Raw genomic sequence first — 13,663 nt, forward strand, 5'->3', positions numbered from 1 at the left:
TCGAGGTGTTTCCCCATGTCTTCTGAAGTCCAGGTGCTGGGCGACCCGGTCGAGCGCGGCGACGAGATCCTCACGCCGGAGGCGCTCGCCTTCCTCGCCGGCCTCCACGACGCCTTCGCGGGCCGCCGCGACGAGCTGCTCAAGGCGCGCGGCAAGCGCCGCGAAGAGGCCCGGACCACCGGCCGGCTCGACTTCCTGCCGGAGACCAAGGAGATCCGCGAAGGCGACTGGCAGGTCGCCGGCGCGCCGCCCGCGCTGCGGGACCGCCGCGTCGAGATCACCGGGCCGACCGACCGCAAGATGACCATCAACGCGCTCAACTCCGGCGCCAAGGTGTGGCTGGCCGACCTCGAGGACGCCAACACCCCGCACTGGCAGAACGTCGTGTCCGGCCAAGTCAACCTCTACGACGCCATCCGCGAGACCATCACGCTCGAGAGCGGTGGCAAGAGCTACGCGCTCAAGGACGACGTCGAGCACGCGACGATCGTGGTCCGCCCGCGCGGCTGGCACCTGCCCGAGAGCCACCTCACCTTCGGCGGCCGCGAGGGCGTCGGCGCGCTCGTCGACTTCGGCCTGCACTTCTTCCACAACGCGGCCGAGCTGCTGAAGCGCGGCAAAGGCCCGTACTACTACCTGCCGAAGATGGAGAGCCACCTCGAAGCGCGGCTCTGGAACGACGTCTTCACCCACGCCGAGAAGACCCTCGGCATCGAGCACGGCACCGTCCGCGCCACCGTGCTGATCGAGACCATCCCGGCCGCGTTCGAGATGGAGGAGATCCTCTACGAGCTGCGCGAGCACGCCTCGGGCCTCAACGCCGGCCGCTGGGACTACCTGTTCAGCGTGATCAAGTACTTCCGCGACGCGGGCGAGAAGTTCGTGCTGCCGGACCGCAACTCCGTCACGATGACCGCGCCGTTCATGCGCGCCTACACCGAGCTGCTGGTGCGCACCTGCCACAAGCGCGGCGCCTTCGCGATCGGCGGCATGGCCGCGTTCATCCCGAGCAAGGACCCCGAAACCAACAAGGGGGCCTTCGAGAAGGTCCACGCGGACAAGTCCCGCGAGGCCGGTGACGGCTTCGACGGCTCCTGGGTCGCGCACCCGGGCATGGTCGAGCTCTGCAAGGAGGAGTTCGACAAGGTTCTCGGCGACAAGCCGAACCAGCTCGGGCGCAGGCGCGACGAGGACTGGGATCTCTCTGCCACCGCCGACCAGCTGCTCGACGTCGCCTCGACGCCGGGCGGTGCGACGGCCGCCGGCCTGCGCGCCGCGGTCGACGTCGGCGTCCGCTACATCGCCTCCTGGCTGGGCGGCAACGGCGCGGCGGCCATCCACAACCTGATGGAGGACGCCGCCACCGCCGAGATCTCCCGCTCGCAGATCTGGCAGTGGGTCAAGAACGGGACCACTTTGGACAGTGGCGACACCGTCACGGCGGAGCTGGTGCGCGGCGTGCTGGCCGACGTCCGCGGCGAGCTGGCCGGCGAGCTCAAGCCGGAGCTGCTGGAGCCCGCGGTGGAGCTGTTCGAGCAGGTCGCGCTGGCCGAGGAGTTCCCGGACTTCCTGACGCTGCCCGCGTACGAGCGGATCAAGTAGTGCGGCTGCCCGAGGACGTCTACGACGCCGCCGACGCGCGCCTGGCTGCGGCCGACGCGCGCGTCGCGGCGTCGTACCCGGGGGAGCGGCCGGGACGGCAGCCCGTGCACACCGTGTACGTCCCGGCTTCGCAGTACAAGACGCGCCTGGTGGCCGACTGGGGCAAGCAGGCGATGCGGGTCTTCATCGAGCACGGCGACCTCCTCGGCGCCGACGCGGACGTCTACGAACGCGTCCGCGCGAAGCTGCTGACCGAGCCGATCGAGGACCTGCGGATCGACTTCGAGGACGGCTACGGCCGCGTGCCGGACGACGTCGAGGACGCCGCCGCCCTGGCGGCCGGGCAGACCCTGGCGACGACCGGCGGCACGCCGTTCTGCGGAATCCGCTTCAAGAGCTTCGAAGCGGCGACGCGCCGGCGCGGCATCCGCACCCTGGACCTGTTCCTCACGGGCCTGCTCGACCACGGGCCGCTGCCGCCCGGGTTCGTCGTCACGCTGCCGAAGGTGACGGCGGTCGAACAGGTCTCGGTGGCCGCGGACGTGCTGGCGCGCTTGGAATCCGCCTACGGGCTCGGTGCGGGGGCGCTGCGCTTCGAGGTCCAGATCGAAACGTCGCAGTCCATTGTGGACCTGGACGGGACGCTGTCGGTGGCGCGGATCGTGCACGCCGCCGAAGGCCGGTGCACGGGCCTCCACTACGGAACCTACGACTACAGCGCCGGCCTCGGCATCGCGGCCGCGTACCAGAGCATGGAGCACCCGGCGGCGGACCTGGCGAAGGGCCTGATGCAGGTTTCGGCGGCGGGAACCGGCGCCCGCCTCTCGGACGGCTCGACGAACAAGCTCCCGATCGGCGACGCGCTGCCCACGGCGTGGGCCGAACACCTGCGCCTGGTGCGGAGGTCCCTGGAACGCGGCTTCTACCAGGGCTGGGACCTGCACCCCCACCAGTTGCCGACCCGTTTCGCGGCGACGTACACGTTCTACCGTGCGGGGTTCGCGGAGGCGGTGGAGCGGTTGCGCGCGTACGCGGACAAGCAGGCCGGGGGAGTGCTGGACGAACCGGCGACGGCACAGGCGCTGGCGGTGTACCTGCTGCGCGGGCTGGACTGCGGCGCGCTCGACGAAGGCGAGGTGCCGTTCGGACGTCCCGAGCTGGAGAAGTACGCACAGCGGCTCGCGTGAGCAGTGGCAGAGCGGACGCTCGAGGAGGAGCGCCCACTCAACCACTGCTCACGGCGGCTGCTACGACGGCAACCGGCCGGGGTGGTCCGGGCGGTGCCCGATCACGGCAACCACGGTCAGCAAGGCGAGCTGACCGGCGATCGTCCCGGCTGTCGCCCATGTCGGAAGAGCCGCCGAAGCCGCCTTCAACGTGAGCGTCGGTCCGAGGACCGCGCCGAGCACGACCAGCACGTCCAAGACCGTGGTGAGCAGCCGGCGGGTCTGGCTCGATGGCACCGCCATTTCCGCCTTCACCTCCGACGTCTCGATCCGGACGTGCGCGAACCGGCTCGGGTTGTCGTCCCGGTCCGGCTCCACTTCGTGAGGTCCGGACGGATCCGCACGCTCGATTTCGGCACCCATGCTCGTGCCCGTTCCTTTCCGGGCCCGGTCAAGCGCCCGTGGCGGCACGTCGGACCGGGGACCACTTCTCGTGGCCGCGGCGCATGCCGCGGCCGGTTACCGACCGGCGACATGCCGTGCCCCCCTCGCCAGGGCACACCTGCTGTCCGGTAACCGGAGTCCCTGTCGCGAGGAAGCGTGGTCCTGCTTCCCGATCACTCGGCCCGCCTGCATGAAGGACGGGTTCGCGCCAAAGCTCGCACTTCGACTTTAGAGCGCCGGCTGCTTGGACCGCAACACTCTTTCGCTGCGAAATATGTGTGTTTTCGGTGGCGAACCTGCCATGATGGGGTGGCACGCAAGAGGAGGCACCATGCCCGCAGGTGAGGCGAACCGGTCCGCCGTGGTCGACCGCGTCAATGTCGCGTTGATCGCCGAAGCGGTCGATGCGCTGGCGAAGCTGCAGGAACGCACCGGCCTGAAGAAGGTCGACCTCGTCAACCGGGCGCTGCTGGTGTACGAGTTCGTCGACGCCGAGCTCAAGGCGGGCAAGCAGGTCCTGGTGCGTGACCAGGACGGCCGCGACCAGCTGGTGAAGATCTTCCTGTAGCCGCTCAGCGCAGCCGGGCGCGGTCGGCGGCCGCGCGGCCCGCGCCCCAGCCTTCGTGGCTGCGCACGGTCACCGATTTGTTCACCACTTCGGGGAAGTGCGTGGTGAAGGCCGCAGCCACGTTCTTCTCGTGCGAAGCCAGCACCGGCAGCAGCTCCGGCTCCTGGGCGATCGTCGCTTCCGCCGCTCGTTCGAGCCGCTCGCCGATCCGGGTGGCGTACGAGACGAGGAAGGATTTCCGGAACGGCCGCGACCGGCCGGCCGGGTCGGTGATCATCGCCCGCGTCGCCTGGACCAGCAGGGACGTCGTCAGCAGGGCGACCGAGTCCAGGTCGTCCTCGTCGCCGATGACGGTGACGAACTCCCAGCGCGGGTCGAAGACCGCGCGGCAGCGGTTGGCCTTCGCGACGACGTGGACCAGCAGCGACTTGGCGTCGGTGTACGGCGTGTCGAGCCAGATCCGGCGGGCCGCGGGCCGATCGGGTGCGTTCTCGGTGGCCTCGACCAGCACGCGGTCGAGGGCGTGGCGGGTCATCAGCTCCTGCGCCTTCGCCGAAAGGGCCTCGGCCTCCTCCGGGAACGAGCTCGACTCCGCCTTGGCGAGCAGCGCGCGGACCCGGCTCAGCTTCTTCTCGTCGACGTGCTGCCGTACCGGACGTTCCAGCGGCGTTCCCGGCGCAGGCAGCACGACGGTCACCGCCGGCAGCGTCTTCAGCAGGCCGAAGGCTTCGATGACCGCCGCCACCGCTTCGGACGGCGTGAGGATGTGCTTCGCCGCCCACTGCGGCAGGTGCGGCTCGGTCTCGGTCCACCAGCGGACGGCGCCCGCCGCGTCGAGCTGCTCTCGCCACTCCGGATGCATGGTCGTGAACTGCCCGGCGTAGGCGGCGAGCGTGTCGAGCAGGTACGAGCCGGCGAACTCGTCCAGGCGGCGCCGAGCCGCCTCCTGGAGGTCCTCGGGCAGCCAGCCACCCCGGCACGCACGGGCGATCAGCTGCCGTCCGGTCCGGTCCGCGGCTTCGGCGAGTTCGGCCGGCAGGGTGAACCCCGGCGCCAGCCGGTCGGCCTCGCCGGGTACGGCGGCGAGCAACGCGCCGCCGAATTCTTCGACCGTCGCCGGCGGCGGGCCGACGCGAACCTGCTTCCGCTTGCCCACCCCGCCCAGTCTGCCGCAGTGACGTTTCCGGGCATCGGGTACGTCACTGCGAGCGTTAACACCGCCGGAACATCCGATGCCTATGGTCCTGCCATGGCGGAGAACAAGAGGCCCTGGTGGACGTCGGTGTTCCTGCAGCTGCTCGTGGCGGTGGTCGCCGGCGTGCTGGTCGGACACCTCTGGCCGGCGCTCGGTGCCCAGCTCAAGCCGGTCGGGGACGGGTTCATCCGGCTGATCAAGATGATCATCGCGCCGCTGATCTTCTGTGTCGTGGTGACCGGGATCGCGACCGTCGGCGACGTCAAAGCGGTCGGACGAATCGGACTCAAGGCCATCGTCTACTTCGAGGTCGTCACGACGTTCGCGTTGCTGTTCGGCCTGGTCGTGGCGAACGTCTTCCGGCCCGGCGCCGGGCTGGACATCAACCCGGCGACGCTGGACCCGCACGCCGTCGCCGCGCAGACCAAGGGCGGGCAGCTGCCGTCGATCGGGGACTTCCTGCTGCACACCATCCCCGACAGCGTGGTCAACGCGTTCGCGCAGAACCAGCTGCTGCAGGTTCTGGTGTTCGCGGTGTTCTTCGGCGTGGCGCTGGCCGCGATCGGGCGGGAGCGGGCGCCGCTGGTGCTCGGTTTCGTCGACCAGGTGCAGCAGGTCATCTTCAAGGTGATGGGCTGGATCATGCGGGTCGCGCCGCTGGGCGCGTTCGGCGCGATGGCGTTCATCATCGGCCAATACGGCCTGTCCACATTGGGCACCTACGCGAAGCTGATCGCCGCGTGCTACGGCGCGGCTGTGCTCTTCACCCTCGTCCTCGCCGCGATTTCCCGGTTCTACGCCGGGGTTTCGGTCTGGAAGTTCCTCCGCTACGCGCGCGAAGAGTTCCTGCTCGCGCTGGGCACGGCCTCGACGGAGTCGGTGATGCCGCGGATCATGGCCAAGCTCACCGACGCGGGCTGCTCGCGCGCGGCGACGGGGCTGGTGGTGCCGACCGGGTACTCGTTCAACCTGGACGGCGCGACCATCTACCTGTCGATCTGCACGGTGTTCCTGGCCCAGGCGTTCGGCGTGGAGATGACGCTCGGCCAGCAGCTGCTGGCGGTGCTGATCCTGATGCTGACGTCGAAGGGCATGGCGGGCGTCCCGGGCTCGAGTTTCCTGGCCCTGTCGGCGACGGCCGCGGCGATCGGCGCGTTCCCGGTGGCGGGCGTGGCCCTGCTGCTGGGCGCGGACCGCCTGATGGACTCGATGCGCGTGTTCGTCAACCTGCTCGGCAACTGCGTGGCGACGTTCGTGGTCGCGAAGTCCGAAGGCCAGCTGGACCGGGACAAGCTGCGGGAGACGCTGGAAGGGGCGACGCCGGTCGCGGCCTGACCGGTCACCTTCCGGGCGGCAGGCCCGTCGGGGAGGCATGAACACTGCCGCGGCTCTCGTCACGATCACGCTCAACACGGGCATCGGCCTCGCGGACCTGCTGAAGGCGCGGTTCGTCCTCGCCACCTCGGCCGCCGTCGACGTTCCGCCGGGGTGGCTCCCCGCTCTCGGCACACTGAAGCTCGCCGGTGCGGCCGGGCTGCTCCTCGGCCTGCTCGGCGTTCCGGTCCTCGGCGTGACGGCGGCGATCGGCCTGACCCTGTTCTACCTCGGGGCGATCGCGGCCCACGTCCGCGCCCGCCGGTTCGCCACCGGCGCGGTGCCTGCGGTCTTCCTCGGCCTCGCGGTGGCGACGGTGGTGTGACGCAGTGGTCTGACGCAGCGGTCTAACGCAGCCGGGGGAGGGCATCGCGGGCGAAGTGGCTCAACGTCCGCAGGTCGTCGGCGAACCGCTCGCGGTGGTCCGCGGGCAGCGGCCCGAAGAAGAACTGCTCGATGTTCTCGACGTGCACGCGGGTGGCCCGCACGGTCGTTTCCTCACCGAGGGCGGTCAGCCGGACGAGCTGGACCCGCCCGTCGCTGGGGGAAGTGGTGCGGGTCACCAGCCCGGTGGCGACCATCCGGTCGACCAGCCGGGTCGCACCGCCGGTGGTGAGCACCTGTTCCTGGGCGATCGAGCGCATGGTCAGCCCGTCTTCCCCGGTGCGGCCCACGATCAGCAGGACCTCGTACATCAGGTGCGTGATCCCGCATTCCCGTTCCAGCGCCCGCCCGAGCAGGTACCCGAGCCGGTGCGCGGCACCCTGCAGCCGCCCGAAGGCGAGCACGCGGGCGTCGTCCGCCGCCTGCCGGGCCGAACCGATGTCGGGATCCACGTCCTCATCCTCCCCCCTGCCTCCGCTCCCGCAACGCGAGACGGCGGCCGATGGGGTGCGAGGCTCGTCCCCTGCGCCGAGCGGCCGTCCGCGCCGGCGGCGCGGCGATGGTTCTAGTCGCCGGCGCGCAAGGCGAGGTACACGTCGAGCTGGTCGGTGAACTCCGTCAAGTCCGCGCCCAGCAGCTCGCCCGCGCGTCCGATGCGGTACCGCAGCGTGTTGACGTGGACGTGCAACTCCTTCGCCGCGCGGGTCGGCGAGCCCGAACACTCCAGGAACACGCGGACCGTGTGCACCAGATCCGTGTGCTGCTCCGCGTCGTACGCCAGCAGCGGTCCGAGCACCCGGCGGCGCAGGGCCGCGCGCAGCCCGTCCGGGGTGCCGGCCAGCAGCAGCTCGTGCACGTCCACCTCGCCGGCCGGAACCACCGCCACCCGGCCCGTCCGCCGGGCCGCCACCTCCACCGCGTACCGCGCGCTCTGCGCCGCCTCGTCGCGCGGGCCCGGGTCGCCGATGCCGCAGACGATCCGCTTCGCCCGGAGCAGGGGTTCCACAATGGACAATTCCGCCGGTGACGGCCGCAGTGCGGTCGCCGCGTACGACGTTTCCGCCGCCGTCTCGAGCAGCAGCGCGTCCGGGAGCCACTCGCTCAGGACGTCCCGGCTCTCGTCACTGCCTTCGGTCCGCAACCCGACCACGCACACCTCCTCGGGCAACGACACCTCGAGCCGGGACCCGCGAGCCCGCGTGACCCCGACGAGCCCCGCCACCTCCTCGGCCAGCTCGGCCTGCGCGGTGCTCAGCGGCCCCCCGACCGCGATCAGCCACGGCACCGCGTGCCGCCCCTCGACCGGGACCAGCGTCAGCGGCCCGGGCTCACGGGCCGCGTGGCGGCGGACGACGTCGCCGGCCGGCATCGGCAGCGGGGCCGTCCCCGCGATCAGCCTGCCCAGTCCCGACAGCACCCAGCAGGGCAGCCCGAGTTCCGCCGCCGCGCGTTCCAGCAGCGTCTCGACCGGGGCCTCCGCGGCCGCCTGCAAACGTTTGCGCGCGCTGTCGGACGCGGCCGCCAGCGCCAGCACGACCTGCTCGGTGATCACCGAGAACGACAGGTCGGCCGGCACTTCCAGCAGCGGGATCCGGTGCCGGACGCAGGCGTCGACGACGTCGTCCGGGATGCCGTCCGAGTCGGCGCCGGACGCGGCCAGCGCCGCCGCGCCCGCGCGGGCCAGCGCGGCCACGAACGGCTCGGCGTCGCCCGGGGCGTGCCACCACAGCAGGCCGGAAAGCACCAGCTCACCGGCCGACAGGTACCGTCCGGGGTCGGACAGCTCCGTGACGTAGATGCGCGTCACCGGCCGGTCGAGCAGGTCGGCCCCGGCCCGCGGGCGCAGCCGCAGCCCCGGCAAGCCCAGCAGAGTTTTCACGGTCGTCATGAGGCTTGTAGGAAAGCACAACCGCCCCCGCGTCCGCTGCTGTGCGTTTCATGCGTGGTGCCGTTGCCGCCCGGCCGTGATCCGTCGTCTACTGGTCCATCGCCCCCACGAAGGAGCAACCAGTGGAGTTCCTGCGTCCCACGACGCTCGCCGAGGCACTGGCCCTCAAAGCCGGGCGGCCCGAGGCCGTGCCGATCGCCGGCGGCACCGACGTCATGGTCGAGCTGAACTTCGACCACCGGCGTCCCGGGGCCCTGCTCGACCTGACCCGGGTCGGCGAGCTCGCGGAGTGGTCCACTGTGGACCACTCGGGCGGCACGGTCCGGCTCGGCGCCGCCGTCCCGTACTCCCGGGTCATCACCGAGGTGGGTGAATCCGTCCCCGCGCTCGCCATGGCCTCCCGCACCGTCGGGTCCCCGCAGATCCGCAACCGCGGCACGGTCGGCGGCAACCTCGGCGCCGCGTCCCCCGCCGGGGACACCCACCCGGTGCTGCTCGCCCTGGACGCGCGGGTCGAGGTGGCCTCCGTCCGGGGGACCCGCCTCCTCCGCGCGGAGGAGTTCTACGTCGGCGTGAAACGGCACGCGCTGGCTCCGGACGAGCTGATCACCGCCGTCCACCTGCCCGCCAACGCCGGGCCGCAGCAGTTCGCCAAGGTCGGCACGCGCAACGCGATGGTCATCGCGGTCTGCTCCTTCGCGCTGTCCCTGCGCGACGGCGTGGTGGGCGCCGCGATCGGCTCGGCCGCGCCCACCCCGCGCCGCGCCCGGGAGGCGGAGGACTTCCTGGCCGCCGAGCTGCCGTGGACCGCACCCGAGCCGCTGCCGGACTCCCTGAAACGCCGCTTCGGCGACCTGGTCGGCGCGGCCGCCGAGCCGATCGACGACGTCCGGGGCAGCGCCGCGTATCGGAAACACGCGCTTGCCGTACTGGCGCGGCGTACGTTGACTTGGGCCTGGGAAGAACACCGGACGGGAGAGCGCGCATGCGCCTGAATGTCACGATCAACGGCGAGCCGCGGCAGGCGGACGACGTCTGGGAAGGCGAAAGCCTGCTCTACGTGCTGCGCGAACGGCTCGGCCTGCCGGGCTCCAAGAACGCCTGTGAGCAGGGCGAATGCGGGTCGTGCACGGTCTACCTCGACGACGTCCCGGTGTGCGCCTGCCTGGTCGCGGCCGGGCAGGCCGAGGGCCGCGGGGTGCGCTCGGTCGAGGGACTGGCCGACGGCGACACCCTCGACCCGGTCCAGCAGTCCTTTGTGGACGCCGGGGCGGTCCAGTGCGGGTTCTGCACCCCGGGCCTGGTCGTCGCGGCGCACGACCTGCTGAACCGCGTCCCCGACCCGTCCGACGAGGAGATCCGCGAGGCACTGGCCGGCAACCTCTGCCGCTGCACCGGCTACGAAAAGATCCTGGACGCGGTGCGCGCGGCGGCGAACGGTGGTGTCGCGTGAAGACGCTCATCGCGAACGCGGCCATCGCCACCGTCTCCGGCGAGGAGTACGCGAGCGGGCACGTCGTCGTCGAGAACGACCGGATCGCCGAGGTCGGCGAGGGTGTGTACACCGGTGAGTTCGACGAACGCGTCGAGGCCGAAGGCTGCCTGATCACGCCGGGGCTGATCAACACCCACCACCACCTCTACCAGTGGGCGACCCGCGGGCTGGCCGCCGACCACACGCTCTTCGAGTGGCTGGTCGCGCTCTACCCGGTCTGGGGCCGCCTCGACGACGAGATCACGCACGCCGCGGGCACCGCCGGGATGGCACGGCTGGCGCTGACCGGCTGCACCACCGTCGCCGACCACCACTACGTCTTCCCGCGCGACGGTGGCGACCAGGTCGCGGCGCTGGCCGCGGCCCGCCAGCGCATCGGCGTCCGGCTGCACGTGGTGCGCGGGTCGATGGACCGCGGCGAGTCCGACGGCGGCCTGCCGCCGGACAACCTGGTCGAGACGACCGAGGACGCGCTGGCCGGCACCGAAGCGGCGATCGGCCGGTTCCACGACGACTCGGCGGAGGCGCACCTGCAGATCGCCGTCGGCCCCTGCTCGCCGTTCTCGGTCACCGAGCGGCTGATGTCCGGCGCGGCCGAGCTCGCCCGCCGCAAGGGCGTCCGGCTCCACACCCACCTGGCCGAGACGCTGGACGAGGAGAAGCAGTGCCTCGCCGAGGTCGGCTGCACGCCCGCCGAGTACGCCGACAAGCTCGGCTGGCTCGCCGAAGACGTCTGGCTCGCGCACACCGTGCACCTGGCGCCCGAGGCGATCCGGCGGTTCGGCGCGACCGGCACCGGCTCGGCGCACTGCCCGACGTCCAACGGCCGCCTCGGCTCCGGCATCGCCCCGGTCCGCGACCTGCTCGACGCCGGGGTGGCCGTCGGCCTCGGGGTCGACGGAGCCGCGTCCAGCGAGTCCGGGGGCCTGGCCGAAGAGCTGCACCAGGCGTTGCTGCAGGCGCGCCAGCGCGGGGGGCCCCGCGGGCTGACCACGCGGGAAGCGCTGTGGATGGGCACGATGGGCGGCGCCCGCTGCCTGGGCCGCGCGGACGACCTGGGCTCCCTGGAACCCGGGAAGCTCGCCGACCTGGCCGTCTGGGACCTGACCGGGCTGAACCACGCCGGCATCACCGACCCGGTCGCGGCGCTGGTGCTCGGCACCCCGCCGCCGCTGCGCCGGCTGTTCGTCGGCGGCAAGGCCGTCGTCGAGGACGGCACCCTGCGCGAAGCCGACGAGTCCGCCATCGCCCGCGAGCTGGCGGCCGCGAGCGCCCGGCTGCGGGAGGGCAGATGACCACCACCGTCAGCACGCCGACGGTCAACGGCGTCGGCACGTCGCCGCAGCGTCCCGACGGCATCGTGAAGGTCCGCGGCGAATTCGCGTACTCCTCGGACCTGTGGCACGAGGACATGGTGTGGGGCGTGACGCTGCGCAGCCCGCACCCGTACGCGCGGATCACCTCGATCGACATCGCCGAAGCCCTGGCCGTGCCCGGCGTCCGAGCCGTGCTGACGCACGAGGACGTCCCCGGCGTCAACCGCTACGGCCTCGAGCACGCCGACCAGCCGGTGCTCGCCTCCGACGTCGTGCGCTACCAGGGCGAGCCGGTGGCGCTGGTCGCCGCCGACCACCCGGAGACCGCGCGCCGCGCGATGAAGCGGATCAAGGTCACCTACGAAGAGCTTTCCCCGGTGACGGACTCCGAAGCCGCGGTCGCGGGCGAAGGGCCTTCGCTGCATGAAGGCGGCAACGTCGTCCGGCACGTGAAGATCCGCCGCGGGCCGCAGGATCTCACCGCGGACGTCGTCGTCTCCGGCGTCTACGAGGTCGGCATGCAGGACCAGGCCTTCCTCGGCCCGGAATCCGGGCTCGCCGTGCCGGACACCGAAGGCGGCGTCGACCTCTACGTCGCGACGCAGTGGCTGCACGTCGACCAGCAGCAGATCGTGGCCGCTCTGGGACTGCCGATCGAGAAGGTGCGGCTGACGCTCGGCGGCGTCGGCGGGGCGTTCGGCGGCCGGGAAGACCTGTCGATGCAGGTGCACGCGTGCCTGCTCGCCCTGCACACCGGCAAGCCGGTGAAGATGGTCTACAACCGCGAAGAGTCCTTCTACGGGCACGTGCACCGCCACCCGGCGAAGATGTACTACGAACACGGCGCCACCCGCGACGGCCGCCTCGTGTACGTCAAGGCACGCCTGTACCTCGACGGCGGCGCGTACGCGTCTTCGACGGGTGCGGTGGTCGCGAACGCGGCCACGCTCGGCGTCGGCCCGTACAAAGTGGACAGCGCGGCGGTGGACTGCTGGGGCACGTACACGAACAACCCGCCGTGCGGCGCGATGCGCGGCTTCGGCGCGGTGCAGGCGGCGTTCGGCTACGAGTCCCAGATGGACAAGCTCGCCGCCGCCTGCGGGCTGGACCCGGTCGAGGTCCGCGTCCGCAACGCGATGAGCGAGGGCGATCCGATGCCGACCGGCCAGGTCGTCGACGCGGAGGCACCCGTGGCCGAGCTGCTGGAGCGCGTGCGCGCCATGCCGATGCCGCCGGAACGGCCGTTCGACCTGCGGCACATGCCGGGCGGGGTGTCGAACACGACGCACGGCGAAGGGGTCGTCCGCGGCGTCGGGTACGCCGTCGGGATCAAGAACGTCTGCTTCTCCGAAGGCTTCGACGACTACTCGACGGCTCGCGTGCGCCTGCAGCTGGTCGGCGGCGAACCGGCCGCGACCGTGCACACCGCGGCCTGCGAGGTCGGCCAGGGCCTGGTGACGATCATGCAGCAGATCGTCCGCACCGAACTCGGCGTCGACCAGGTGACGGTCCTGCCGATGGACACCTCGATCGGCAACGGCGGTTCGACGTCGGCGTCGCGCCAGACCTACGTCACCGGCGGCGCCGTCCAGGCCGCCTGCGTGGCGGTGCGGGCGCGGCTGCTTTCGCGGTTCGACGCCAAGGTGCGCGTGGTCGGCGGCAAGCTCGTCGCGGCCGACGGCCAGGTGCTCGCCGACTTGGTGGACGTCCTCGGCGACGACGTCCACGACGAAACCGTGGAGTGGCGGCACCGGCCGACTTCTTCGTTGGACCCGGAAACCGGCCAGGGCACCGCGCACGTGCAGTACGCGTTCGCCGCGCACCGGGCGGTCGTCGACGTCGACACGGAGCTGGGCTTGGTCAAGGTGGTCGCGCTGGACTGCGCCCAGGACGTCGGCAAGGCGCTGAACCCCCAGGCCGTGCTGGGCCAGATCCAGGGCGGTTCGGCGCAGGGGCTCGGCCTCGCGGTGATGGAGGAGATCCAGACCTCCGGCGGGAAGATCCGGAACCCCTCCTTCACCGACTACCTGATCCCGACGGTGCTGGACATGCCGCCGATGACCATCGACGTCCTGGAACGCCCGGACCCGCACGCGCCGTACGGCCTGCGCGGGGTCGGCGAGCCGCCGACGATCTCGTCGACCCCGGCGATCGTGGCCGCGATCCGGGCCGCGACCGGGCTCGCGCTCACCCGCGTCCCGGTCCGGCCGGAACACCTCACGGGCACCTGA

13 protein-coding genes are annotated in these 13,663 nt (G+C 71.8%); 9 read left to right on the forward strand and 4 right to left on the reverse strand.

The genetic code is table 11. The annotated features are described in order from the left end of the window. The first annotated feature begins 15 nt into the window (after positions 1-15). Positions 16-1,602, forward strand: a complete 1,587-nt coding sequence (gene aceB, locus QRY02_RS47315; protein WP_285989203.1) for a malate synthase A — start codon at positions 16-18, stop codon at positions 1,600-1,602. After that, positions 1,602-2,789, forward strand: coding sequence for a DUF6986 family protein (locus QRY02_RS47320; RefSeq protein ID WP_285989204.1), 1,188 nt, complete (start codon positions 1,602-1,604; stop codon positions 2,787-2,789). The genes aceB and QRY02_RS47320 overlap by 1 nt, the downstream gene beginning before the upstream one ends. Before the next feature lie 60 nt (positions 2,790-2,849). Here the strand turns inward: QRY02_RS47320 and QRY02_RS47325 are convergent, their stop codons facing one another. Then, positions 2,850-3,191 carry a hypothetical protein gene (locus QRY02_RS47325; RefSeq protein ID WP_285989205.1) on the reverse strand — a complete coding sequence of 114 codons (342 nt, stop codon included), beginning with the start codon at positions 3,189-3,191 and terminating at the stop codon, positions 2,850-2,852. A 352-nt stretch (positions 3,192-3,543) separates the two neighbouring features. Here QRY02_RS47325 and QRY02_RS47330 point away from each other — a divergent pair, with 352 nt between their 5' ends. Continuing rightward, positions 3,544-3,780 carry a hypothetical protein gene (locus QRY02_RS47330; protein WP_285989206.1) on the forward strand — a complete coding sequence of 79 codons (237 nt, stop codon included), beginning with the start codon at positions 3,544-3,546 and terminating at the stop codon, positions 3,778-3,780. 4 nt (positions 3,781-3,784) lie between these two features. Here the strand turns inward: QRY02_RS47330 and QRY02_RS47335 are convergent, their stop codons facing one another. Beyond that, positions 3,785-4,936, reverse strand: a complete 1,152-nt coding sequence (locus QRY02_RS47335) for a DUF2786 domain-containing protein (protein ID WP_285989207.1) — start codon at positions 4,934-4,936, stop codon at positions 3,785-3,787. Positions 4,937-5,029: 93 nt separating this feature from the next. Here QRY02_RS47335 and dctA point away from each other — a divergent pair, with 93 nt between their 5' ends. Both dctA and QRY02_RS47345 read left to right on the forward strand, forming a co-directional pair. Beyond that, the gene (gene dctA, locus QRY02_RS47340) at positions 5,030-6,310 is read left to right on the forward strand and encodes a C4-dicarboxylate transporter DctA (RefSeq protein ID WP_285989208.1); all 1,281 of its coding nucleotides are present in this window, start codon (positions 5,030-5,032) and stop codon (positions 6,308-6,310) included. Between the two features lie 37 nt (positions 6,311-6,347). Further along, complete coding sequence (locus QRY02_RS47345; protein ID WP_285989209.1) at positions 6,348-6,674, forward strand: DoxX family protein; 327 nt, start codon at positions 6,348-6,350, stop codon at positions 6,672-6,674. A 22-nt stretch (positions 6,675-6,696) separates the two neighbouring features. On the opposite strand, the gene QRY02_RS47350 is transcribed toward QRY02_RS47345, so the two are convergent. Both QRY02_RS47350 and QRY02_RS47355 read right to left on the reverse strand, forming a co-directional pair. After that, positions 6,697-7,185, reverse strand: a complete 489-nt coding sequence (locus QRY02_RS47350; RefSeq protein WP_285989210.1) for a MarR family winged helix-turn-helix transcriptional regulator — start codon at positions 7,183-7,185, stop codon at positions 6,697-6,699. Between the two features lie 113 nt (positions 7,186-7,298). Next, positions 7,299-8,621 (reverse strand): PucR family transcriptional regulator, encoded by a 1,323-nt coding sequence (locus tag QRY02_RS47355; protein WP_285989211.1) that lies wholly within the window; start codon positions 8,619-8,621, stop codon positions 7,299-7,301. 122 nt (positions 8,622-8,743) lie between these two features. On the opposite strand from QRY02_RS47355, the gene QRY02_RS47360 reads away from it, so the two are divergent. Genes QRY02_RS47360 through pucD form a run of 4 tightly spaced genes read left to right on the forward strand, consistent with a single transcriptional unit; the run spans position 8,744 to position 13,663 of the window. Beyond that, positions 8,744-9,616, forward strand: a complete 873-nt coding sequence (locus QRY02_RS47360; protein WP_285989212.1) for an FAD binding domain-containing protein — start codon at positions 8,744-8,746, stop codon at positions 9,614-9,616. After that, positions 9,607-10,074 carry a (2Fe-2S)-binding protein gene (locus QRY02_RS47365; RefSeq protein ID WP_285989213.1) on the forward strand — a complete coding sequence of 156 codons (468 nt, stop codon included), beginning with the start codon at positions 9,607-9,609 and terminating at the stop codon, positions 10,072-10,074. The genes QRY02_RS47360 and QRY02_RS47365 overlap by 10 nt, the downstream gene beginning before the upstream one ends. Next, positions 10,071-11,411, forward strand: a complete 1,341-nt coding sequence (locus QRY02_RS47370; protein ID WP_285989214.1) for an 8-oxoguanine deaminase — start codon at positions 10,071-10,073, stop codon at positions 11,409-11,411. The genes QRY02_RS47365 and QRY02_RS47370 overlap by 4 nt, the downstream gene beginning before the upstream one ends. Further along, entirely contained in the window at positions 11,408-13,663 is a 2,256-nt protein-coding gene (gene pucD, locus QRY02_RS47375) for a xanthine dehydrogenase subunit D (RefSeq protein ID WP_285989215.1), read from the forward strand. The genes QRY02_RS47370 and pucD overlap by 4 nt, the downstream gene beginning before the upstream one ends.

Source organism: Amycolatopsis sp. DG1A-15b, from assembly GCF_030285645.1.
Lineage (GTDB): Bacteria > Actinomycetota > Actinomycetes > Mycobacteriales > Pseudonocardiaceae > Amycolatopsis.

Coding starts and splice junctions, on each gene's coding strand:
- QRY02_RS47330 (WP_285989206.1), top strand. CDS start 3,544: ATGCCCGCAGGTGAGGCGAACCGGTCCGCCGTGGTCGACCGCGTCAAT.
- aceB (WP_285989203.1), top strand. CDS start 16: ATGTCTTCTGAAGTCCAGGTGCTGGGCGACCCGGTCGAGCGCGGCGAC.
- QRY02_RS47345 (WP_285989209.1), top strand. CDS start 6,348: ATGAACACTGCCGCGGCTCTCGTCACGATCACGCTCAACACGGGCATC.
- QRY02_RS47325 (WP_285989205.1), bottom strand. CDS start 3,191: ATGGGTGCCGAAATCGAGCGTGCGGATCCGTCCGGACCTCACGAAGTG.
- QRY02_RS47365 (WP_285989213.1), top strand. CDS start 9,607: ATGCGCCTGAATGTCACGATCAACGGCGAGCCGCGGCAGGCGGACGAC.
- QRY02_RS47355 (WP_285989211.1), bottom strand. CDS start 8,621: ATGACGACCGTGAAAACTCTGCTGGGCTTGCCGGGGCTGCGGCTGCGC.
- dctA (WP_285989208.1), top strand. CDS start 5,030: ATGGCGGAGAACAAGAGGCCCTGGTGGACGTCGGTGTTCCTGCAGCTG.
- pucD (WP_285989215.1), top strand. CDS start 11,408: ATGACCACCACCGTCAGCACGCCGACGGTCAACGGCGTCGGCACGTCG.